Annotated in this window: 18 protein-coding genes and 1 other RNA gene; 6 read left to right on the forward strand and 13 right to left on the reverse strand. The window is 70.8% G+C overall.

Translation table 11 applies throughout. The features are described from left to right. Positions 1–39: 39 nt before the first annotated feature. From mraY to BLR95_RS01410, 8 genes are all read right to left on the reverse strand, one after another. Entirely contained in the window at positions 40–1,125 is a 1,086-nt protein-coding gene (mraY, locus tag BLR95_RS01375; protein ID WP_092614216.1) for a phospho-N-acetylmuramoyl-pentapeptide-transferase, read from the reverse strand. 25 nt (positions 1,126–1,150) lie between these two features. After that, positions 1,151–2,608 carry a UDP-N-acetylmuramoyl-tripeptide--D-alanyl-D-alanine ligase gene (locus tag BLR95_RS01380; protein ID WP_245689166.1) on the reverse strand — a complete coding sequence of 486 codons (1,458 nt, stop codon included), beginning with the start codon at positions 2,606–2,608 and terminating at the stop codon, positions 1,151–1,153. After that, a complete protein-coding gene (locus BLR95_RS01385; RefSeq protein ID WP_092614218.1) occupies positions 2,605–4,086 on the reverse strand; it encodes a UDP-N-acetylmuramoyl-L-alanyl-D-glutamate--2,6-diaminopimelate ligase in 1,482 nt (493 codons plus the stop codon). The genes BLR95_RS01380 and BLR95_RS01385 overlap by 4 nt, the downstream gene beginning before the upstream one ends. Continuing rightward, positions 4,073–5,857 carry a peptidoglycan D,D-transpeptidase FtsI family protein gene (locus BLR95_RS01390; protein WP_092614220.1) on the reverse strand — a complete coding sequence of 595 codons (1,785 nt, stop codon included), beginning with the start codon at positions 5,855–5,857 and terminating at the stop codon, positions 4,073–4,075. Before BLR95_RS01390 ends, BLR95_RS01385 begins: the two co-directional genes overlap by 14 nt. Before the next feature lie 2 nt (positions 5,858–5,859). Next, positions 5,860–6,228 (reverse strand): cell division protein FtsL, encoded by a 369-nt coding sequence (ftsL, locus tag BLR95_RS01395; protein WP_092614222.1) that lies wholly within the window; start codon positions 6,226–6,228, stop codon positions 5,860–5,862. Continuing rightward, the gene (gene rsmH, locus BLR95_RS01400) at positions 6,225–7,232 is read right to left on the reverse strand and encodes a 16S rRNA (cytosine(1402)-N(4))-methyltransferase RsmH (RefSeq protein WP_092614225.1); all 1,008 of its coding nucleotides are present in this window, start codon (positions 7,230–7,232) and stop codon (positions 6,225–6,227) included. Before rsmH ends, ftsL begins: the two co-directional genes overlap by 4 nt. After that, positions 7,229–7,693, reverse strand: coding sequence for a division/cell wall cluster transcriptional repressor MraZ (locus tag BLR95_RS01405; RefSeq protein WP_092614228.1), 465 nt, complete (start codon positions 7,691–7,693; stop codon positions 7,229–7,231). Before BLR95_RS01405 ends, rsmH begins: the two co-directional genes overlap by 4 nt. 548 nt (positions 7,694–8,241) lie before the next feature. Beyond that, a complete protein-coding gene (locus tag BLR95_RS01410; RefSeq protein WP_092614231.1) occupies positions 8,242–8,484 on the reverse strand; it encodes a hypothetical protein in 243 nt (80 codons plus the stop codon). A 318-nt stretch (positions 8,485–8,802) separates the two neighbouring features. On the opposite strand from BLR95_RS01410, the gene BLR95_RS01415 reads away from it, so the two are divergent. Continuing rightward, positions 8,803–9,078 carry a hypothetical protein gene (locus BLR95_RS01415; RefSeq protein ID WP_092614233.1) on the forward strand — a complete coding sequence of 92 codons (276 nt, stop codon included), beginning with the start codon at positions 8,803–8,805 and terminating at the stop codon, positions 9,076–9,078. 20 nt (positions 9,079–9,098) lie between these two features. Here BLR95_RS01415 and rnpB read toward each other — a convergent pair. Both rnpB and BLR95_RS01425 read right to left on the reverse strand, forming a co-directional pair. After that, positions 9,099–9,515: RNase P RNA component class A (gene rnpB, locus BLR95_RS01420), an RNA gene on the reverse strand. 236 nt (positions 9,516–9,751) lie between these two features. Next, positions 9,752–10,369 carry a glutathione S-transferase family protein gene (locus BLR95_RS01425; RefSeq protein WP_092614236.1) on the reverse strand — a complete coding sequence of 206 codons (618 nt, stop codon included), beginning with the start codon at positions 10,367–10,369 and terminating at the stop codon, positions 9,752–9,754. A 202-nt stretch (positions 10,370–10,571) separates the two neighbouring features. Here BLR95_RS01425 and BLR95_RS01430 point away from each other — a divergent pair, with 202 nt between their 5' ends. After that, positions 10,572–11,387 (forward strand): DUF2189 domain-containing protein, encoded by an 816-nt coding sequence (locus BLR95_RS01430; protein WP_092614239.1) that lies wholly within the window; start codon positions 10,572–10,574, stop codon positions 11,385–11,387. Between the two features lie 32 nt (positions 11,388–11,419). Here the strand turns inward: BLR95_RS01430 and BLR95_RS01435 are convergent, their stop codons facing one another. Both BLR95_RS01435 and BLR95_RS01440 read right to left on the reverse strand, forming a co-directional pair. Continuing rightward, positions 11,420–12,238 (reverse strand): PhoH family protein, encoded by an 819-nt coding sequence (locus tag BLR95_RS01435; RefSeq protein ID WP_092615214.1) that lies wholly within the window; start codon positions 12,236–12,238, stop codon positions 11,420–11,422. A 529-nt stretch (positions 12,239–12,767) separates the two neighbouring features. Then, positions 12,768–15,116 carry a PAS domain-containing sensor histidine kinase gene (locus BLR95_RS01440; protein ID WP_143130906.1) on the reverse strand — a complete coding sequence of 783 codons (2,349 nt, stop codon included), beginning with the start codon at positions 15,114–15,116 and terminating at the stop codon, positions 12,768–12,770. 313 nt (positions 15,117–15,429) lie between these two features. Between BLR95_RS01440 and msrP the strand changes: the two genes are divergently transcribed. From msrP to BLR95_RS01460, 4 genes are all read left to right on the forward strand, one after another. After that, positions 15,430–16,410, forward strand: coding sequence for a protein-methionine-sulfoxide reductase catalytic subunit MsrP (gene msrP / locus BLR95_RS01445; RefSeq protein WP_092614244.1), 981 nt, complete (start codon positions 15,430–15,432; stop codon positions 16,408–16,410). Continuing rightward, the gene (locus BLR95_RS01450) at positions 16,401–17,045 is read left to right on the forward strand and encodes a protein-methionine-sulfoxide reductase heme-binding subunit MsrQ (RefSeq protein ID WP_092614246.1); all 645 of its coding nucleotides are present in this window, start codon (positions 16,401–16,403) and stop codon (positions 17,043–17,045) included. Before msrP ends, BLR95_RS01450 begins: the two co-directional genes overlap by 10 nt. Before the next feature lie 110 nt (positions 17,046–17,155). Further along, positions 17,156–19,642 (forward strand): PAS domain S-box protein, encoded by a 2,487-nt coding sequence (locus tag BLR95_RS01455; RefSeq protein WP_176787513.1) that lies wholly within the window; start codon positions 17,156–17,158, stop codon positions 19,640–19,642. Positions 19,643–19,694: 52 nt separating this feature from the next. Continuing rightward, entirely contained in the window at positions 19,695–20,402 is a 708-nt protein-coding gene (locus tag BLR95_RS01460) for a LuxR C-terminal-related transcriptional regulator (RefSeq protein WP_092614252.1), read from the forward strand. A gap of 88 nt (positions 20,403–20,490) precedes the next feature. On the opposite strand, the gene BLR95_RS01465 is transcribed toward BLR95_RS01460, so the two are convergent. After that, positions 20,491–21,471, reverse strand: a complete 981-nt coding sequence (locus BLR95_RS01465; protein WP_092614255.1) for an HpcH/HpaI aldolase/citrate lyase family protein — start codon at positions 21,469–21,471, stop codon at positions 20,491–20,493. Positions 21,472–21,507: the final 36 nt, after the last annotated feature.

The raw sequence follows: 21,507 nt of genomic DNA on the forward strand, positions 1-21,507 counted from the left end.
ACGCCAAGTCCTTTCCGTCACAGCCTTTCCGTCACAGCCTTATCGAAGCTTCAGGGTCGACAGCCCGGCGATGGCCAGGATGCAGGCGATGATCCAGAAGCGAATAACAATGGTGGGCTCGGCCCACCCCTTTTTCTCGTAATGGTGATGCAGCGGGGCCATCCGGAAGACCCGCTTGCCGGTCAGCTTGAAGCTCGCCACCTGGACGATCACCGACACCGTTTCCAGGACGAACAGACCCCCGGTGATGGCCAGCACCACCTCGTGCTTGGTGACCACGCTGACCACGCCCAGCGCCCCGCCCAGGGCCAGCGATCCGGTGTCGCCCATGAACACCATGGCCGGCGGCGCGTTGAACCACAGGAAACCCAGCCCGGCGCCGATGATGGCCCCACAGAAAACCGCCAACTCGCCGGCCCCGGGGACGGCGTGTAGCTGTAGATAGTTTGCAAAAAGGGCGTGACCTACAAGATATGCTATCAGCATAAACACCCCGGCCGCAATCATCACCGGCACGATGGCCAGCCCGTCGAGGCCGTCGGTGAGGTTCACGGCGTTCGAGGCGCCGACCATGACGAACACCGCGAAGGGCACGTAGAACCAGCCCAGCTCGATCACCAGATCCTTGAAGAAGGGCAGGGCGAGGCCGGTCTTCATCTCCGGGGTGCCCTGCCAGACGACCCAGATGGCGGCCAGCAGCGACAACGCGATCTGCACCGCCAGCTTGACCTTGCCGGGCACGCCGCGGGTGTGGCGGCGGGTCACCTTCAGATAGTCGTCGGCCATGCCCAGGGCGCCAAAGCCCAGGGTGACCAGCAGCACCGCCCACAGGTAGGGATTGGTCAGGTCGGCCCACAGCAGGGTGGCGACGCCGACCCCGAGCAGGATCATGACGCCGCCCATGGTCGGCGTGCCCTGCTTGGTCAGAAGGTGCCCCTCCGGCCCGTCCTCGCGGATCGGCTGGCCCTGCTTCTGCTTCTTCCTCAGCCAGCGGATCAGGCCGGGGCCGACGACAAAGGCAACCAGCATCGCGGTCAACACCGCGCCCCCGGTCCGGAAGGTCAGGTAGCGGAACAGGTTGAACAGGATGTGGTCGTCGGCGAACTGGGCCAGATAGTGCAACATGCGCCGGGATGTTCCTTTCAGGACTCTATTGTTGGTTATTGGGGGGCTGAGTTGGCGCGACGGCCGAGAGGGCGTCGATCAGCCGATCCATGCGGCGGCCCCGCGAGCCCTTGATCAGCAGCAGGTCGCCGGCGGCGGCCTCGGTCAGCACGGCCTCGGTCAGTCCTTCGGCGGTCTCGGCGTGGCCGCCCCGGCGCTCGGCCGGCAGGGCGTCGAGCAGGGCGCGGGCGGCCCCGCCGACGGTGAACACCTTGGCCACCCCGGCGGCCAGCACCGATTCGGCCAGCCCGGCGTGCAGCGCCTCGGCGGCCTCGCCCAGTTCCAGCATCTCGCCCAGGGCCAGCAGGCGGCGGCCGGCACCGACCGCCGGCAGGGCGGCCAGGGCGGCGCGCACGGCGGCCGGGCTGGCGTTGTAGCTGTCGTCGATGAGGTCCAGGTGGCCCCCGGCGGGCAGCGCGATCCGGCTGCGGCGCCCCCGTCCGGGCGGCGCGCCGAGGCGGGCCAGGGCGGCGGCGGCGGGCTCCGGGTCGTCGCCAAGGGCGGCCACGGCGGCCAGGGCGCCCAGGCTGTTGAGCGCGATGTGGCGGCCCGGCTGGGCCAGCCGGTAGGTCAGCAGGTGGCCGTGCAGCCAGGCGGTGACCCGGCTGCCCTCGCCCTCCGCCTCGATCCTGTCCAGGCGCGCCGCGCAGCCCCGGCACGAGCCGAAGGGCACCACCTCCAGGCCCTTGAGGGCGGCGAGGCGGGCCAGCCGGTCGAACTGGTCGTTGTCGCGGTTGAGCACGGCGATGCCTTCCGGCGCCATGCCGGCGAAGATTTCCGCCTTGGCGTCGGCGATCCCCTCAAGGCCCGCGAAATGGGCCAGATGCACCGCCTCGATGGTGGTGATCAGGGCCACGTGGGGGCGGGCCAGCCGCGACAGCGGGGCGATCTCGCCGGGATGGTTCATGCCCATCTCGATCACCGCCCGGCTGGTCTCGATGGGCATGCGGGCCAGGGTCAGCGGGCAGCCGATGTGGTTGTTGAGGTTGCCCCGGGTGATGTGGATTGGCCCCGGGCCGGCGGCCTCGAAGGCGGCGCCGAGCATTTCCTTGGTCCCCGTCTTGCCGACGCTGCCGGTGATGGCGACCAGCCGGGCCCGGGTCCGCGCCCGGGCCGCCGCGGCCAGCCCCTCGAGCCCCTTCAGCACATCCTCGACGATCAGCAGGCGGGCCGCGTCGACCCCCTCGGGCGGCGCCGAGACCATCGCCGCGGCGGCGCCCTCGGCCAGCGCCCGGGCGACGAAGGCGTGGCCATCGACGCGCGCCCCGGGCAGGGCAATGAACAGGTCGCCGGGCGTCACCCGCCGGCTGTCCAGGCAGACGCCGCGCGCCGCCCAGGTGCCGACGGCGCGGCCGCCGGTGGCGGCGGCGGCGTCCTCGGCCCGCCACAGCGGGGCGCCGGGGAAACTGTCCGGGGAGGTGATGACCATGGCCGGCGTCCTCATGGCGCGGTTCCTTCATCGGCCCGTCGGACCGCCTCGCGGGCGGCTTGCGAATCGTCGAAAGGCAACACCGCGTCGCCGACGATCTGGCCGCTTTCGTGGCCCTTGCCGGCGATCAGCAGCACGTCGCGCGGGGCCAGTTCGGCCACCGCGCGGCGGATGGCGGCGCCGCGGTCGCCGATCTCCACGGCGCCCGGGGCGGCGGCCAGGATGGCGGCGCGGATGGCCGCCGGGTCCTCGCCGCGCGGGTTGTCGTCGCTGACGATCACCCGGTCGGCCAGTCGGGCGGCGATCTCGCCCATCGGGGCCCGCTTGCCGGGGTCGCGGTCGCCGCCGCAGCCGAAGACCACGCTGAGCCGCCCCTGAACGTGGTGGCGCAGGGCCTCGAGGGCGATTTCCAGGGCGTCCGGGGTGTGGGCGTAGTCGACATAGACGGCCGCCCCGTTGGCGCGCACGGCGACCCGCTCCATGCGCCCGCTGACCCCGCTCAGATGATGCAGGGCCTCGACCGCCGCCCCGGCCTCGGCCTCGGCGCCGGCGGCCAGCACCAGCCCCAGGGCGGCCAGGGCGTTCATGGCCTGGAACTGGCCGGCCACCGGCAGCAGCACCGTGTGGCGCCGGCCGAGCACCCGAAGCACCAGTTTCTGCCCGCCCCGGGTCGGCTCCACCTGCTCCAGGCGGAGGGTGCCCCCGGCCATGCCGTAGGAGATCACCCGCAGGCCGCGCCGGTCGCAGATCTCGCGCAGTTCCGGGTATTCGCCCACGTCGGCGTTGAGCACCGCCCCGGCGCCCGGCGGCAGCAGCTCCTCGAACAGACGGAACTTGGCGGCCCGGTAGGCGGCCATGTCGGCATGGTAGTCGAGGTGGTCGCGGCTCAGGTTGGTGAAGGCGGCGGCGGCGAGGCGCACGCCGTCCAGCCGGTGCTGGTCCAGGCCGTGGCTGGAGGCCTCCATGGCCAGGGTTTCGGTGCCGGCCTCGGCCATTTGGGCGAGCAGGTCGTGCAGCAGCACCGGATCGGGCGTGGTCAGGTTGCCGGGGCGCTCGAAGCCGGGGCCGAAGGCGCCGACCGTGCCCAGGCTGCCGGCCGGGCGGCCCAGGTGCCGCCATAGCTGGCGCGCGAAGCTGACCGTCGAGGTCTTGCCGTTGGTCCCGGTGACGGCGACCACGGTGTCCGGCTGGCGGCCGAAAAAGCGCGCCGCCATCAGGGCCAGACGGCGGCGCGGCAGGGGGTCGGCGATGACCGGCACCGGCGCCTTCGTGCCCGGCGGCGCGAGCACCGCCGCCGCCCCGTTGGCGATCGCCTGATCGATGAAGACCCGTCCATCGGCGCGGCGCCCGGGCAAGGCGGCGAACAGCCAGCCCGGCCGGATGGCCCGCGAATCGGCCGACAGCCCGGAAATCTCCAGGTCGGCCAAGTCGGCCAGGTTGGCCAGGTCGGGGGTGGGCGGCAGGTCGGGGCCCAGCAGCTCAGTGCAGCGCAAGGCGGGCCTCCTGGGTCAGCGCGGTTTCCAGGATTTCCCCATCCCAGCGGGCGGTTTCCGTCGGGGCGACCGGGAAGACGCCGAGCAGCGGCGCCACCCGGGCGACGATGCGCCCGGCGGTGGGGGCGGCGTTCCAGCCGGCGGTGGCGAAGTTCCAGGTCTCCTTGATGCCCTGGGGATCGTCCAGGGTGACCAGCACCACATAGCGTGGCTGGCTGATCGGGAAGGCGGCGACAAAGGTGGTGCGCAGGCTGCGCCGATCATAGCCGCCGGCGCTGGACACCTTTTCGGCGGTGCCGGTCTTGCCGCCCACCTGATAGCCGGCGACGTCGGCCTGCCGGCCCGAACCCTGGGTGACCACGAGGCGCATCAGGCGGCGCATGGTCTGCGAGGTGGCTTGGCTGAACACGCGCATGGGCGGGGTCGCCGCGTCGGCCGCCAGCAGGGCCGGGGTGGGCAGCAGGCCGCCGTTGACCACCGCCGCCACGCCGCGCGCCACGTGCAACGGGCTGACCGCGATGCCATGGCCGTAGGCGATGGTCATGGTGTTGATCTCGCGCCACGGCTCGGGATAGAGCGGCGCCCCGGTCTCGGGCAGGGCCAGATCGACCGGCCTCAGCATGCCCAGACGCTCCAGGAAGTGGCGCTGGGTGGTGGTGCCGGTCTTCAGGGCCATCTTGGCCGAGCCGATGTTGGACGAGTGGATGAGGATCTCGGGCACGCTCAGCCAGCGCTTCTGGGGATGGTAGTCGCGGATCTGAAAGCGCGTGTGGGCCACCTTCAGGGGCTGGCTGGCGTCGAAGCCGTCCTTCAGCGACACGGTGCCGCTTTCCAGGGCGATGGCCGTGTTGAACAGCTTGAACACCGAGCCCATCTCGTAGACCCCGAGGGTGGCCCGGTTGAAGCGCGCGTCGTCGGGGGCGTCGCCGAAGTTCTCCGGCGCGAAGTCGGGCAGCGAGACCAGGGCGGCCAGGGCGCCGCTGTTGACGTCCATGACCAGCCCGGCGGCGCCGCTGGCCTGGAAGCGCTGCATGGCCCATTCCAGCTCGCGGCGCACGGCGGCCTGCACGGCCAGATCGATGGTCAGGCGGACAGGTCCGGCGGCGGGATCGGTGAGCTCGGCATCGAAGGTCTTCTCCAGGCCGGCGATGCCCTGGTTGTCGATGTCCGTGGCGCCGAGAAGATGGGCCGCCAGCCGCCCCTGCGGATAGACCCGCCGCTCGGCCCGCTGGAATTCCAGGCCCGGGATGCCCAGGCCGTTGACCGCCTCCTGCTGGCGTGGCGTCAGGCCGCGCTTCAGGTAGACGAAGGCCGAGCCGGAGGACAGCTTTTCGCTCAGCGTGGCCGGGTCGAGGTCGGGCAAGAGGGCGGCGACGCGGCGCGCCGCGCCGGCCGGATCGGGCACCTTGCGGGCGTCGGCGTAAAGATCGACCACCGGCAGGTTGGTGGCCAGGACCACGCCGTTGGCATCGACGATGTCCTGGCGCCTGGGGTCGTCGCTGGCCGCCCTGGCCAGCGCCGGCCCGGGAGTCCCGGCCCCCTCGGGCAGGGCCATCAGGTCGACCAGCCTCAAGCCGACCAGGGCAAAGGCACAGGCGAACAGCCCGGCGGTCACCATCAGACGGGTGCGGCCGGTCTCCACGGCCCGCTTGGAGGCACCTTCCAGGCGCACCCGGGGCGTCGCGGCGGGGCGGATCTCCTCGCCGGGGTAGAGGAAGGGGCGGCTGGTCCGGGAACGACCAAGGGAGCGGGGGGCGGAGGGGTGGCGCATGCTCAGTGGCCCTCCCGGCGATCGGCGACCGGCAGTGCCGCCGCCTCGGGGGAGACAGCGCGGGGCTTGACCATGGGCAGCGGCATCACCTCGCCGGCCGGACGCGGCAACTCGGCCAGGGTGCGGATCATGCCCGGAGCCAGCGGCACCATGCCGAGGCGGCTTTCGGCCAGCCGCTGGATGCGCGACGGGTCGGACAGGTAGGCCCACTCGGCGTTCAGCACGTGGATGGCCTGACGGTCGGCCGCCGCCTGACGCTCGGCGGCGGCCAGATCGTCTTCCAGCGACTGCACCTGATACTTGAGCAGGAACAGCCCGACCCCGGCCAGGGTGGCGACGGCAAGCCAGAGAAAGGTCGACAGACGCATCATCGGCCCGGGCCCTCCCCACTCAGCGGGGGATCGGCCGGCCAGGCCGGCGCTTCCGTGCGCTCGGCAATGCGCAGGCGGGCCGAGCGGGCGCGCGGGTTGGCGGCACACTCGGCGTCGCTTGGGGTGCGCGGCCGGGGGGTGATCTCGATCAGGCTGGGGGCCGGCCGCTCGGTCGGCGGCAGGTGGCGCGAGCCGCCCGGGGCGCGGGCCGAGCGGGCGCGCACGAAATCCTTGACGATGCGGTCCTCCAGCGAATGGAAGGAGACCACGGCGAGGCGCCCGCCGGCGGCCAGCAGGCGTTCCGCCCCGAGCAGGCCCCGGGTCAACTCGCCCAGCTCGTCGTTGACCGCGATCCTCAGGGCCTGGAAGGTGCGGGTCGCCGGATCGATGGTCGGTGCGCCCCGGGGCCGCTTGCGGGGCAGGGGGATGGCGCCGCGCACCACCTCGGCCAGATCGTGGGTGCGGGTGAAGGGGGCCTCGGCGCGGCGACGGACGATGGCCCGGGCGACCCGGCGGGCGTGGCGTTCCTCGCCCAGGCGGGCGATCAACTGGGCCAGATCGCCCTCCTCGCGCTGGTTGACCAGATCGGCGGCGCTGGTCCCCTCGCGCCCCATGCGCATGTCCAGCGGCCCGTCGTGGGAGAAGGAGAAGCCCCGCTCGGCCTGATCGAGCTGCATCGAGGACACGCCCAGATCCAGCGCCACGCCATCGACCCGGGTGATGCCCCGCGCGGCCAGAAGGTCGGCCAGAAGGTCGGCCATGTCGCCGAAACAGCCGGACAGCAGGTCGAAGCGCCCCGGATGCTCGGCGGCCAGGGCCTCGGCGTGGGGGCGCACCGTGGGGTCGCGGTCGATGCCGACCACCCGGCCGGCCCCGGCGGCAAGCAGGCCGCGGCTGTAGCCGCCGGCCCCGAAGGTGCCGTCGACGATGATCGAGTCGGGGCGCGGGGCGAGGGCCTCGATGACCTCGTCCAGCATCACCGAAAGGTGGGGCGCGCGGCTCATTTGGCGCCTCCCGAGCCGGGCATGGGGATGCTCAGCTTGGTTTCCACGGCGCGCTGACGGGCCGTGTCGCGGGCTTCCCGGTGGCGCTCCGGGTGCCAGATCTCGAAACGCTTGCCGACCCCGACGAAGGCCGCCTGATCGTCGATCCCGGCGTGCTCGCGCAGCTCGGCCGGCAGCAGGATGCGGCCCGTCTCGTCCCAGTTCAGGTGGTGGGTGGCGCCGAAGATCAGACGCGCCGCGTCCTCGTGCTCGGGCGAGAAGGCGGCGAAGCTCTCGGTGCCGTCGGCCAGGCGCTCCATCTCGTCGGAGCCGACGCCCATGATGCAGGCGCCGTGGAAGCTGGGGAACACGAACACCCCCGGCGTGGTGTTCGCGGCCAGCACGGTGCGGAAGCCGGCCGGCACCGAGACCCGGCCCTTCCGATCCACTTTGTTCACCGTGGTTGACAGGAACAGCTTCATCGCCTTCCCCCGAAGGGCCGTGCCGGGCGCCCGGCCGTGGGTGGCTGGGGGCACATCGGATGCCGGCTCCCGGCCGGTCCCACCCCGCCACGCGGTCTTGCCGTGAAAGGGACGGGCTGGCGGATCGGGCAACGGGGTCCGGGGCCATGGTCAGCGGCCCCTGGAACCCGGGTGGGGACACCACCGGGAGCATGGACCAATATGGTATCTCATGGGATGGCATGGGAGTCAATGGAGCCGGATGGCTCTTCTTGGGACGCCGAATGGGAAAACATGGGCTGCGGGCGCTTTTTCTGACGTCCAGCCATGGTCGCCAGAATCGGCGCGATTCCGCCCTTCGGCGACAATTGCCAAGGGGTGGGGCAATACTTTGTTCGAAAAGTGTTCTTTCTCGGCCGGGGCGGGGAGGGGGACGCCCGGGCATGGGACGCCATGGGACGGCCCCGCCGCGCCGACGGCGCAAAAGAAAACCGCCGCGCGGTGGCGGCGGTCGGTCGCTTTGCCCCGGGGGGCGGGCTTTCGCCACCCCCCGGGGCAGCGGCTGGGGGTCAGGGATCGTCGGCGGCGTCCTCGGCCTGCTGGGCGGCGTCCTCGATCGACTGGGCGGCGCCGTCGGTTGCCTCGTTGAGGCTCTCGCCGGCTTCCTCGACCGCGTCGCCGACCTCTTCGACGGCGTCTTCCACCTGTTCGGTGGCCTGTTCGTCATCCGACCGGGGCGGCTGCAGAAGCAGCACGGCCGCCAGGGCAATGACCGCCGCAACCAGGATGGCAAGCAACAGGTTCCTGTTCACGTCAGGGTCTCCTTTCCGTTGGCGTCACTCCTCGACCAACGCGGTGGGGTGCCGGTCGGTTCCCGGCCCGGGAACCCGATGGACGCCAGCGCGTTGATTGACCAGGAAGGATGAACCGGGGGCCTTGAGCGTGTTGCGTGCCCTGTTTTGAGTCCCGCAGTTGGCTCTCGCCTCTTGATGCTGCCGCAAGGCGGCGTCGCGGTCCGTTGCGGATGGCTCGGGGTCGGCGCTTGCGGCGCGGACCACCCCGGCCCCTCAAGTGAACAGACCCCTCAAGTCAACAGGCCCCTCAAGTGAACAGACAAGGAGAATGCAGGCATGAGCAGTCACGACAACAAGTACGTCCAGGCCGCCCAGCAGGATTTCGACGCCCTGCGCCAGCAGTGGGACGAGGTGCGGAAGAACTTTCCCGAGCCGGGTCGCGGCGGTGACATTCCGGACTCGCGGCTTGCCGAGACGGCCTGGAACGACTTCCAGGAACAGTCGGAGAAGCTGCGCCGGGCCGGCGAGACCGCCTCGGCCGAGCTGCGCGAAAGCTACAAGGTGGCGCGCGAGAAAGTCAGGAAGGTGGTCGACGCCTACCGGCAGGGGTAGGGGTCACCCCGGCGGGCCCCCGCGTCAGGTGGCCTGTAAGCCGGGTTCTGTCCACGGGCCCCCGAGGGGGTCCGCTGGATGGCCATTCGTCTGCGACGCCCGTTGCCGGACGCCTGGCGCGACACACCCGGACGGCGGCGCGAAAACCCGCCTGCCGACAGGGGCCCCGAAGGACCCGCCGGCCTGCCGTCCCTATTCGGTCTTGCTCCCGGTGGGGTTTGCCCTGCCGCCCCCGTCGCCGGGGGCGCGGTGCGCTTTTACCGCACCCTTTCACCCTTGCCGCCGGACCGGCGAGCCGGTGCGGTGGCGGTCTGCTCTCTGTGGCACTTTCCCTGAGGTTTCCCTCGCCGGGCGTTACCCGGCACCGTGTTTCCATGGAGCCCGGACTTTCCTCCCCGGTTCGCCGGGCGAACCGGGGCGGCCATCCAGCCACCTGACGCGGGGGAACGGAGTCTAGAGCAGATCGTGCGAAATGTGAATCGCGGAGCGCTTAAGATTTCGCACGATCTGCTCTCGATCTTAGATGTAGAGCCGATTTGAGCGAAAAATCTGGAACCACCAAGTGGTTCCGATTTTTCGCTCTCGGCTCTAGCCGACCGCCGGCCCACCGTCGAGGCCCCTCGCCCGACCAGGAAAGCGGCCGTCGCCGCGGCGCAGTCCCCCCCCCCCTTTCTCAGACATCCGGGGCGGTGCGGGCGAAGGCTTCCAGGCCGTTCAGGCGGGCCGACAGGGCGGCCAGGGCGGGGCAGGGGGAGGCGGTCAGCACCTCGGGTTCGACGATGGCGATGAAGTCGTGGGCCACCACGGCGCTGACATCGGCCTGGGTCAATCCGCCGCCGACCAGCCAGTCGCCCCGGGCGGCGCGCTGTTCCAGGCTGCGCAGGGCGCCGGTGATCTGCGTCCGGCAGCGCTCGACCCAGGGCAGGTAGGTGAACTCGGGCGGCCGGCGGGTGCGCTCGTAGTAGGCGCTGACCGCCTTGTCGCAGGCCCCGGTGGCCAACGCCGTGACCTGCAGCACGGCGCGCCGGGGGGCGCCGGCGGCGGGGATCAGGGCGCGCTCCGGGCCGACCAACTCGTCCAGGTGGTCGAGGATGGCGCCGCTTTCCACCAGTTGCTCGCCATCATCGAGCACCAGCACCGGCACCCGGCCCAGCGGATTGGCGGTGGCCCGCAGCTCGTCGAAGTCATCGACCACCGATTTGACGACCAACTCGTAAGGCAGTCCGAGCAGGTTCAGGCTGACCCCGACGCGCCGGACGTAGGGCGAGATGTAGCGGCCGATCAGGTGCATGGTGGTGGGCTCCGGATGACGGGGGCAGGTCGGGGGTGGCGCCGGTCTGGGGCTTCAGCCTACAATGAAATGGCGCCGGCGAATTTCAACCCTTGAACAAGCGGCGCGCCTTGGTGGGCTCGCCAAGCCGGATCAACCGGCGCCCCGCTGCAGGGGCCGCGCCCGCCGACAGGGTAGCACAGGGCCATGGGGAGGCGCCCGCATGATCCACCAACCGACCGAGGCCGGAGCGTCCGGCCTTGAGGACCGTCTGCCCGGGCAGTCGCTGTATCCGACCATTCGCACCGTGGGCGTCGAGCAGTCGGCCCGCTGGCTGGCCGCCGGCTGGCACGATCTGAAACGCAATCCGCTCTTGAGCCTGGGCCACGGCGGGGTCTTTTTCCTGCTTTCGGCCGTGGTGACGGGGGGGGCATTGATGGTCGGCCAGGGCGGCATGATCCTGCCCCTGATCAGCGGCTTCATGATCGTCGCGCCGGTCCTGGTGGTGGGGCTGTATGAAATCAGCCGCCGCCAGGAGAGCGGCGCGCCGCTCGACCTGGACGCCCTGACCCGGGCCATGCAGGCCAGCCTGCCCCGGCTGGCCGGAGTCGGCCTGGGCCTGAGCCTGCTGCTGCTGGTCTGGCTGGAAGCGGCGCTGATCGTCTTTGCCCTGTTCTATGGCGGCGACACCCCGCCGCTGGACCAGTTCGTCAGCCAGGTGCTGGCCGCCCCGCAGGCGCCCCTGTTCCTGCTGGTCGGCACCCTGGTCGGCGGGGCGCTGGCGGGGTTGGCCTTTGCCCTCTCGGTGGTTTCGCTGCCCCTGCTGGTGGAGCGCGAGGTGTCGGCGCTGGAGGCGATGGGGCTCAGCCTTGCCGCCACCTGGCGCAACCGCCGGGTGCTGGTCGGCTGGGCGGCGATGATCGCCCTGACCACGGCGGTCGGCCTGCTCACCGCCTATGTGGGGCTGATCGTGCTGCTGCCCTTGCTCGGCCACGCCAGTTGGCACGCCTACCGCGACCTGCTGGCGCCGCCCCCGTGAAGGCGCCTCCCCGGGGGCGTGCCTGACGGCGCTCAGACCACGGTCAGCAGGCTGGCGACCAGCGGGTGGCGCACGATGTCGCCCTCGTCCAGGCGGATCACCGCCACGTCCTCCAGCGGCTCCAGGCGGTCGGCGATGTCGGCCAGACCGGAGACGCCGGGCAAAAGGTCGCTCTGGTCGGGGTCGCCGGTCAGCACCATGGTGGTGTGCCAGCCGAGCCGGGTCAGCAGCATCTTGATCTGGCCGTAGGTGCAGTTCTGCGCCTCGTCGATGACCACGAAGGCGTTGTTCAGGGTGCGCCCGCGCATGAAGGCGACCGGGGCGATCTCGATGGTGCCGTCGGCCAGCAGCCCTTTCAGGCGCTTGGCGCCCAGGCGCTCGTTGAGGGCGTCGTAAAGCGGCCTGAGGTAGGGGTCCAGCTTGTCCTCCAGGCCGCCCGGCAGGTAGCCCAGGTTCTCGCCCGCCTCGATGGCCGGGCGGGTGAGCAGGATGCGCCCCACCTCGCCGGCCTCCAGGGCTTCCACCGCCTTGGCGATGGCCAGATAGGTCTTGCCGGTGCCGGCCGGGCCCAGGGCGAGGATCAGGTTGTGGCTTTCGATGGCGGCCATCAGGGCCCGCTGGTGATCGTTGTAGGGCCTGACCTTGCGCACATAGCGGCGGTCGCGCTGGGCCTCCTCGGGATCGGCCGGCTCGTCCAGCGGGTCCCAGCCGGGCGGTTCGGGAAACAGCGGGCGGACCTTGCCGCCTTGTCCCTTGCCGGCCGGGATCCTGGTGGTTTCGGGCAGGCGACCCACCCGGCTGTCCTGGTGGCGGGTCTCGGCGGCGGCCTTGCGGGCGGAACGTTTGGCCATCTTGCTCTCCCGGTTCAGGGGGTGGGGCATGGGGCGTTCGGGTGATCGCAAAAACAGAACGCCCCCGCGCGGGCGGAGGCGTTGGGACGGCAATGGTCGGGGGAGGGAAGGTCCGCCGCCGCGAGCGGATCGGACGTCAGGCGCAACGGAGGTGGGACCAGTCGGCGGCGGGGCATGCCTGTCTCCGGCTAGAGAGCAAATCCCGAGCGATCCGGAACGGATCGCGACGACGATTTGCGGCAATATCAAGAGCCTAGAGCATGTTGCGTGATTCACAAAGCACGCAACATTCTCTAGAGCAAATCCCGAGCGATCCGGAACCGATCGCCCAAACCGGTTGGCGACGACGATTTGCGGCAACATATCAAAGGCCTGGAGCAGGTTGCGTGGTTCACAAAGCACGCAACATGCTTCAGAAGGAACCTTCCACGTCTTGAGGGTAGCGAAGCTGGCCCCGGTCTGTCTTCCCCTATCTTGATCTGTCACCCAAGATTCACGCCATATCTGGGAGCCGGGGCGGCCCCTTCCGTCACCCCGCGGGGGACATGACCAGCCGCTCGGCGGGCAGGGTCAGGCGCACCCGGGTGCCCTGGCCTTCGGCGCTGTCGATGCTCAGGGTGCCGCCGTGCAGCTCGGTCAGGCTCTTGGCCAGCGGCAGGCCGAGGCCCGCCCCCTCGTACTTGCGGGCCAGGCTGGAATCCACCTGGGCGAAGGGTTTGAGGGCCCGCTGGGCCTGTTCCGGGCTCATCCCGATGCCGCTGTCGGCAACCTCCATGACCAGGGTGCCGTCGGCTTCGTCGCGCCATGCCGACAGGCCGACCGAGCCGCCGCTCGGGGTGAACTTCACGGCGTTGATCAGAAGGTTGGTCAGGGCCTGTTTGATGCGCGTCTGGTCGCATCTGAGGCGGGGCAGGTCGACCGGCACGGTGATGGTCGGTACGATGCCGGCCTGGCGGGCCCGGGGCTGGACCAGACGCAGCACCGAGCCGGTCAGATCGGCCAGCGCCACGTCCTCCTCGAACAGTTCGATCTCGCCGATCTCGACCCGCGAGACGTCCAGGATGTCGTTGACCAGGGTCAGAAGGTGCTCGCCGGAGGCCTTGATGTCGTTGACGTAGCCCCGATAGGCCGGGTTGGACACCTGGCCGAACACCCCCATGGCCATGGTTTCGGAAAAGCCGATGATGGCGTTCAGGGGGGTGCGCAGCTCGTGGCTCATGGTGGCCAGGAACTCGGACTTGGTGCGGTTGGCCGCCTCGGCGGCGCGCATCGCGGCGCGCAGGTCCTCGGCCGCCTGCATCTGGGCGGTGATGTCGCTGCCGGTGCCGCGATAGCCGCAGAACAGGCCGTGGCGGTCGAACAGTGGCACGCCGCTGACCCGGATGAAGCGGCTCACCCCGTCGCTGCCCGGGCGGGTGCGGTAGACGAAGTCCTTGAACGGCCGGCGGGCCGCCATGTCGTCCATGTGCTGGCGCCAGCCTTCCTGGTCCCAGTCCTGGTCGATCAGGGGGCCGTCGGGGGCGAAGGCATCCTCGCTCAACAGGCCGGTCAGCTCGGCCGCCTTTTCCGAGATGAAGACCAGCCGGTTGTCGGCGTCGGTCTGCCACAGCCAGTCCGAGGAGGCGGCGGCGAAATCCTCGGCCCGCTTCTGGGCCTCCTTGAGGTCGGTGATGTCGGTGATCAGGCTGACCACGCCGTCGGTGGCTCCGGTTTCATCCTGGTAGACCGCCTGGGCCACCACCACGTCGCGCCGGCTGCCGTCGGAATAGACCAGCACCGCCTGATAGCGCTGGGTGCCGCCCGAGTGGAGCAGGTCGTGGAACGAGGCGTGCGGCGACTGGGTGACCATGCGCGGCGACACCTCGTACATGGAATGGCCGAGGATCTCGTGCGCCGGGCGGCCGATCATCAACTGGAAGGCCTCGTTGCAGAAGCTGTAGTGGCCCTGCCCGTCGAGGGCGAAAATGGGGGTCAGCGCGGTGTCCGACAGGGCGTTGAGGAACTGGATGTTCTTCAGCAGCGCCTGGCGGGCCAGCCGAAGCTCGGAAACATCGCGCCCCTCGGCGACGATCAGCCCGACCTGGCCGCGTTCGTCGTGGATCGGGGTCAGCGAGACGTCGAGGAACCTGGTCTCGCCCTGGGCGTCGCGGTGGCTGGTCTCGAAGCGGGCGAAGCGGCCCTGGGCGGCGCCCTTGATGGCCTCGCGCAGGCGGGCCTGCTCGGTCGGGCTGTGGGTCCACCACGGGGTTTCCCAGAACGGCTTGAGGTGGACCTCGGCGAACGCGCGGCCGATGAAGGCCAGCGACGACGGGCTGGCGGCGAGCAGCCGGCCCTCGGCATCGAGCAGGCCGTAGAACTGGAAGCTGTGCTGGAACATGGCCTCCAGCCAGCGCGGGTCGTCGGCGGCCGGGGTCCCCGGGGTGCCGCCCGGCGGCGCGTCGGCCGGTGGTGGCGGGGGGGCGGCGCGCAGCGGGCGCGCCGTGCCGTCGTAGCCCAGGAAGGTGCCGTTCCCGTCCACCCGGGGGGCGGCGCTGACGACCAGACGCAACGGGTCGCCATGACCGCTTTTGCGCAGCACCGCGCGGTCCAGCGGCAGGCGGCCGGCCAGCAGACGCTCCGCCGGGTCGTCCCGGGTGTCGGCGATCAGCAGCCGGTCCAGCCGCTGGCCGATCGCCCAGCCGCTGCGCTGGCCATCGGCGCCCAGGCCACCTTCGGCGCGGTCGGAGAGGAAGGTCAGGCGGAGCTGGGCGTCGGTCTCGAAATACCAGCCCTCCATCAGGGCGAACAGCCGCCCCAGGCGGCTTGGGGCGCCGCCATCGGTGGAGGACAGCGGGGAGGCGGCGGCTGGACAAGTCGGCCTGGAAGGGGGGGGGGTCAACGCGACGCTCCGTAACGACCGGTCGGCAACCGGTGGGTCGGTCGGGGGGGATTTGGCCTGCTCCAACTTCAACTCCAACTTAGGCTGGGGGTGACGGGTCGACAAGACAAACGGCGAGGCGGCCGATTGGTCGGCCGGTTGGTCGGCTGGTGGGGCGACCGGTGGGGCGAATGGCCTCGCGGGTGGGGGTGGTGGGGGCTCCGCCGGGCGGGGGATCACGGGAAAGTGAGTGGTCCGGCGGCGGCGGCTCGGGCACTCTTGGCGGGTCTTGCCCATAAGCCCGCCCATCCCTTGAGTTCAGCGTGGTGTCATCATGCCGGTCCATCGTCGCTCTCCGTGGTCGTTGCCCGACTCCGAGGTCACGCCGCCGGCCCTGTTCCGGGCCCGCCGGCGCTTCCTCAAGGCCGGCGCGGGCAGCCTGGCCCTCTCCGCCGGGCTGGCCTCGGGGTTGGGGGGCTGGGTCGGCGCGGCGCGCGCCGCCGTGGAGCGGCCCGGCAAGCTGGCCCCGCTCGAGGTCACCGGCACCACCCATCGGGTGGACGAGGCGCTGACCGACTACGAGGCGGTGACCACCTACAACAATTTCTACGAATTCGGCGCCGGCAAGGAGGACCCGGCGGAAAACGCCCACACCCTGAAGCCGCGCCCGTGGACCTTGAGCGTCGATGGGCTGGTCGCCCGCCCGCGGACCTTCGACGTGGCCGATCTGCTCGCCACCCAGCCGCTGGAGGAGCGCATCTACCGCCTGCGCTGTGTCGAGGCGTGGTCGATGGTGATCCCCTGGATCGGCTTTCCCCTGGCCGCCCTGCTGGATCGGGTGGAGCCCCTGGGCTCGGCCCGCTACGTGCGCTTCGAAAGCCTGATCGATGATGAACGGATGCCGCCGCGCAACCGGGCGCCGATCAGCTACCCCTATGTGGAGGGCCTGCGCCTGGACGAGGCGCGCCACGATCTGACCCTGCTCGCCGTCGGCCTCTACGGCGAGGTGCTGCCCAACCAGAGCGGTGCCCCGATCCGTCTGGTGGTGCCCTGGAAGTACGGCTTCAAGAGCATCAAGTCGGTGGTCCGCATCAGTCTGGTCGAGGACAGGCCGCTCAACACCTGGCAGGCCCTGCAACCCTCGGAGTATGGCTTCTACGCCAACGTCAATCCCGAGGTCGACCACCCGCGCTGGAGCCAGGCCCGGGAACGGCGCATCGGCGAGTTCTTCCGCCGCGAGACCCTGATGTTCAACGGCTATGGTGAAGCGGTGGCCGATCTCTACCGCGATCTCGACCTGACCAAATGGTACTGAAGCGCCCGCCCGAACCCAAATGGCTGGGGGCCCGCTGGGTGCCGCCGGCCACCGTCGCCCTGTGCCTTGTGCCGCTGGCGGTGCTGATTGGGCAGGCGCTGACCGGGGCGCTGTTCCCCAATCCCATCGAGGCGCTGGTGCGCGGCCTGGGCGACTGGACCCTGCGCCTGCTGCTGCTCACCCTGGCCATCACCCCGGCCCGGCGGCTGACCGGGTGGACCCGGCTGGTCCGCCTGCGCCGCACCATCGGGCTCATCACCTTTGCCTACGCGGTGCTGCACGTGCTGGCCTACGTGGGGCTGGATCAGGCCTTCCACCTGCCCACCCTGTGGGCCGACATCACCAAGCGGGCCTTCATCATCCTGGGCATGGTTTCGTTCGCCATCCTGGCCGTGCTGGCCGCCACCTCGCCCAAGGCGGTGGTCAGGCGACTCGGCGGCCGGCGGTGGCGGCGGCTGCACCGGCTGATCTACCCGGCGGCGATCCTGGGGGTGATCCATCACGCCATGATGGTGCGCGCCGGCTGGGGGACGGCCGGCGAACACGCCGTGATCCTGGCCCTGCTGCTGGTGCTCAGGTTGCCAAAACCGCGCCTTGCCGGGGTGTTCGGGGGGCGCGGCGGCGCTGAGGGGTGAATGGCAGCCATGTGCGTTATCGCATTTTCCGGGCGTCAAAAACATGCAACATTAAACGATCCGCGCGGGGGATTTGCGTCTTTGGAATTGAGTGAACTCAGTCAATGTCCATGGTTGCGTCAGCCGACGCATTGACTCCGCCCGCCGCCCGCGCCCTGGCTGATGCAGTGCCGACCCTGGTCTGCCTGTGTCGGGACGAGTTGATCGTTCATCTCAATCCCGCCGGCGGCATCCTGCTTGGGATCGACCCGGTCGAGGCCCAGGGGCGGTGCTTTGCCGACTTCTTGGCCGAGCCCTGCCGCTCGGCCATGGCGACGGGCCTGGCCAGCCTGCTCGAGGCGCCGGGGGCGGTGCCGGTGTGCCTGATCGGCGCCGACGGTCTGCCCCGCGACATCAGCCTGACGGCGCATGTGATCGATCCCGGCACGTTGTCCGGCACGGCGCCCCTGATCGCCCTTTCCGGCATCGACAGCCGGGCCGTCGGCCGCGCGGCGCGGGATCTGGCCGAACAGCAGGCGCGTGGTCGGCGGATCGTCGAAGCGGTGCTCGACCCGACCTTCCTGCTCGATGGCGCGGGCCGCGTGGTGTTTCTCAACGCCGCCGCCCGGCGCCTGCTGGATGTTGACTCGCCGGGCGAGGTCAGCGGCCTGACCCTGGCCGATCTGCTCCATCCCGATTACCAGGATGTCGTCGACCTCGGCCCGGCCGCGCTGGCCGCCGAGGGCGAGGCGCTGCCGCTGAAGCTGCTGCGCATGGACCGCAGCGCGGTCGACGTGGAGGCCATGGTGGTGCCGTTCGTCGGGCCCGACAGCTTCCTGCTGGAGGCCCGCGACATCACCGGGCGGGTGCGCGCCGCCGAGGGGCTGCGCCAGCGCGAGGCCCGTCTGCGCGGCATCCTCGACACCATGGGCGAGGCGGTGGTCACGGTCGGCGAGGATGGCCTGGTCGCCTCCTTCAACCCGGCCGCCGAGAACATGTTCGGCTACTCGGCGCGCGAGATGGTGGGGCACAGCCTGCATGCCCTGATGCCCTCCGAGGTGGCCGCCAACCACGACCGCTACATGGCGCGCTTCCTGCTCGGCCGGCCGTCCCAGGCAATGGGGCATCACCGCGAGCTGGAGGGGCGGCGCAAGGACGGCAGCCTGTTCCCGATGGAAATCACCGTCACCGTGCTTCGGGTGGGCGCGCGCCTCCTGTTCACCGGCATCCTGCGCGACATCACCGAGCGCAAGCGGGCCGAGCGGGCCGAGCGGGCCCATCGGGTGGAACTGGAACGGCGGGTCGAGGAGCGGACCCGCGAACTGGCCGCCCTCGGGCAGCGCAACCAGTCGATCCTGGAGACGGTGGGCGACGGCATCCTGGGGCTTGATCCGGAGGGCCGGGTGGTCTTCGCCAATCCGGCGGTGGCGTGCATCCTGGGCGGTTCTGTCGACCACATGGTCGGTCTGCCGGTCGGCGATGTGCTGCGCGCCGCCCGCCCGGGCAGCGGCGGCGGCTGTCCCGCCGAGATCCGCGCCGCGATGGCCGACGGGCGGGCCCACGGACCGCTGGAAGTGGACCTGCTGCGCAGCAACAACACGGCCTTTCCGGCCGAGCTGGCGAGCCAGCCGATCCTCGCCGAGGCCGGCCTGGGCGGCACCGTGATCGTGCTGCGCGACATCACCGAACGCCGTCAGGTGGCCGAGCGCCTGCGCATCGCCGGCATCGTCTTCGACAGCACCAGCGAGGGGGTGCTGGTGGCCGATGGGGCTGGCCTGGTGCGCCAGGTCAACCCGGCCTTCAGCGGGCTGACCGGGCTGGCGCCGGGCGACGTGCTGGGCCAGCCGTTCCTTCATCTGCTGGCCCACGATGCCAGGACGGCGGCCGCGCTGACCACTGCCCTGACCCGGAGCGGCCATTACGAATGGGAGGAGTGGCGGCGGCGCCCGGGCACCGGCGAGGCCGGGGACGACGGCCGCGTGGCCCTCAGGGTGGCGGTCAACGAGGTCCGCGACGGGGCCGGGCAGACCACCCACTATGCCGTGGTCATCGGCGACATCACCCGGCGCAAGCTGGACCAGGAGCGCATCCAGTACCAGGCCTCCTACGACAGCCTGACCGGTCTGCCCAACCGGCGCCTGTTCATGGACCGGCTGGACCAGGCGGTGGCCCAGGCGGCCCGGCGCGGGCACCGCATGGGCTTGATGTTCATCGACCTGGACGGCTTCAAGGAGATCAACGACAGCCTGGGTCACCAGGCCGGGGATGCCCTGCTCGTCGCCGCCGCCCGGCGCATGGGCCACTGTGTGCGCGAGGCCGACACCCTGGCCCGTCTGGGTGGCGACGAGTTCACCGTCATCCTGTCCGATGTCGCCGACGAGGCGGCCTGCCGGGGATTGGCCGAGCGCTTGATCGAGGCCCTGTCGCGGCCCTTCGACCTGGGCGAGCGGCAGGGGCACATCTCGGCCTCCATCGGCTCGGCCCTGCTGCCCGATCAGGCGGCCAACGGCGAAGAGTTGCTGCGCCGGGCCGATGCCGCCATGTATCATGCCAAGGCCCGGGGCAAGGCCAACCACCAACCCTACCGCCCGGGCATGGGGCGGACGCCGGAAAGCTGAGTCGGCGGCGCAGCCATCCTTTCGTGTCGTCGCAGCGGGTTCCAGTCACGTCATGAGTCCCTCGGATACCGAGGATATCCCCCCCCGGGGCGATCCTGCCGCAAGCCGCCCGTTGCGCCTGGAGGCGCCGCCCCGCTCGGCGCCCGAGCGGCCCATCGAGGTGGTGGTGGCCGAAAAGAACCCGTTGCTGCAAGGCGCCGTGGTGCGCCTGCTGCAGGGCGACGGGCGGTTTGTCGTGCTGGCGGTGGCGGCCGATGGCGAGCGCTTCCTGACCGCCGTCGAGCGCTTCGCCTTCGACATCGGGCTGATCGGCTGGGAAATGCCCTACCTGAACGGCCCCGGGGTGCTGGAAAAGCTGCGCCCGCTGCCGCAGCCCAAGCCGCGCATCCTGGTCTATACCGGCTCGCCCGATCCGGACATTCCGCGCCGCGCCATGGCGCTGGGGGCGGCCGGCTTCTGCACCAAGGCCGGGCCGCCGGAAAAGCTGCTCGACGCCCTGGCCCAGGTGGCCGCCGGGCGCATGGTCTTTCCCTTTGTCGACGTCGCCCGGCTGGACACCCGGCCGCTCGACCATCTGACCGGGCGCGAGCGCCAACTGCTCGCCGCCCTGGCCGACGGGCTGACCAACGCACAGATGGCCGAGCGCCTGGGAATCTCACTCAACACGGTGAAATTCCACCTGAAGAACCTGTTCGAGAAACTGGGCATCACCAACCGCGCCCAGGCCGTCGCCGCCTACCTGAAGGCCCAGGAGAGGTAAGGGGCGGAGCGCCCTCCTTGTCGGCGCGGCTGGCGGCGGAACGGGCCCGCCGCCAGCGTCAGTCGCGTCAATCTCGGTCGCGTCAACCTCAGCCCTTGGCGGCCACCTGGGCGGCCTTGTCGACCAGCACCTGGGCCTGCTTGATCGAGGCGATGTCGATCAGCCGGCCGTTCAGGGTAACGGCGCCCTTGCCTTCCTTCTTGGCCTGCTCCATGGCCTCCAGGATGGCCTTGGCCTGGGCGACCTCCTTCTCCGAGGGGCTGAACAGCTCGTTGGCCAGGGCCACCTGGCTGGGGTGGATGGCCCACTTGCCCTCGCAGCCCAGCACGGCGGCACGCAGCGCCTGGGCGCGGTAGCCCTCGGCGTCCTGGATGTCGCCGAACGGCCCGTCGACCGGGCGCAGGCCGTTGGCCCGGGCGGCGACCACCATGCGGGCGATGGCGTAGTGCCACATGTCGCCCCAGTGATAGTCGCGCCCGCCGTCCCCGGCCGGGTCGGTCAGCACGCCGTAGTCGGCGTTGGGGCCGCCGATGTTGGTCGTCCGGGCCTTGGTCGAGGCGGCGTAGTCGGCCACCCCGAAATGCAGGCTTTCGTTGCGCTTGCTGGCGGCGGCGATGTCATGGATGTTCTGCATGCCCAGCGCCGTTTCGATGATCATCTCAAAGCCGATGCGCTTGGTGGCCTTGGTGGCCGCCTCGATCTGGCTGACCAGCATGTCCAGGGCATAGATGTCGCTGGCCGTGCCGGCCTTGGGGATCATGATCAGGTCCAGCTTGTCGACGCAGTTTTCCAGGATGTCCACCACGTCGCGGTACATGTAGTGGGTGTCGAGCCCGTTGATCCGCACCGAGATGGTCTTGCCCGACCAGTCCAGGTCGTTGAGCGCCTGGATGATGTTCCTGCGCGCGGTTTCCTTCTCGTCCGGGGCGACGGCGTCCTCCAGGTCGAGGAAGACCACGTCGGCATCGCCCTGGGCGGCCTTCTCCAGGAAGCGGGCGTTGGAGCCCGGCACGGCCTGCTCGGAACGGTTGAGGCGGGACGGGGCCGGCTCGATGATGGTGAAACTCATGGGTCGGACAATCCTCGTGCTTTTGATGGTTGGGAT

The sequence above is a fragment of the Roseospirillum parvum genome, from assembly GCF_900100455.1.
Classification (GTDB): Bacteria; Pseudomonadota; Alphaproteobacteria; order Rhodospirillales; family Rhodospirillaceae; genus Roseospirillum; species Roseospirillum parvum.

Coding starts and splice junctions, on each gene's coding strand:
- rsmH (WP_092614225.1), bottom strand. CDS start 7,232: ATGAGCCGCGCGCCCCACCTTTCGGTGATGCTGGACGAGGTCATCGAG.
- BLR95_RS01455 (WP_176787513.1), top strand. CDS start 17,156: ATGGTTGCGTCAGCCGACGCATTGACTCCGCCCGCCGCCCGCGCCCTG.
- BLR95_RS01465 (WP_092614255.1), bottom strand. CDS start 21,471: ATGAGTTTCACCATCATCGAGCCGGCCCCGTCCCGCCTCAACCGTTCC.
- BLR95_RS01435 (WP_092615214.1), bottom strand. CDS start 12,238: ATGGCCAAACGTTCCGCCCGCAAGGCCGCCGCCGAGACCCGCCACCAG.
- BLR95_RS01450 (WP_092614246.1), top strand. CDS start 16,401: ATGGTACTGAAGCGCCCGCCCGAACCCAAATGGCTGGGGGCCCGCTGG.
- BLR95_RS01405 (WP_092614228.1), bottom strand. CDS start 7,693: ATGAAGCTGTTCCTGTCAACCACGGTGAACAAAGTGGATCGGAAGGGC.
- BLR95_RS01380 (WP_245689166.1), bottom strand. CDS start 2,608: ATGAGGACGCCGGCCATGGTCATCACCTCCCCGGACAGTTTCCCCGGC.
- msrP (WP_092614244.1), top strand. CDS start 15,430: ATGCCGGTCCATCGTCGCTCTCCGTGGTCGTTGCCCGACTCCGAGGTC.
- BLR95_RS01460 (WP_092614252.1), top strand. CDS start 19,695: ATGAGTCCCTCGGATACCGAGGATATCCCCCCCCGGGGCGATCCTGCC.
- BLR95_RS01415 (WP_092614233.1), top strand. CDS start 8,803: ATGAGCAGTCACGACAACAAGTACGTCCAGGCCGCCCAGCAGGATTTC.
- BLR95_RS01425 (WP_092614236.1), bottom strand. CDS start 10,369: ATGCACCTGATCGGCCGCTACATCTCGCCCTACGTCCGGCGCGTCGGG.
- mraY (WP_092614216.1), bottom strand. CDS start 1,125: ATGTTGCACTATCTGGCCCAGTTCGCCGACGACCACATCCTGTTCAAC.
- ftsL (WP_092614222.1), bottom strand. CDS start 6,228: ATGATGCGTCTGTCGACCTTTCTCTGGCTTGCCGTCGCCACCCTGGCC.
- BLR95_RS01390 (WP_092614220.1), bottom strand. CDS start 5,857: ATGCGCCACCCCTCCGCCCCCCGCTCCCTTGGTCGTTCCCGGACCAGC.
- BLR95_RS01430 (WP_092614239.1), top strand. CDS start 10,572: ATGATCCACCAACCGACCGAGGCCGGAGCGTCCGGCCTTGAGGACCGT.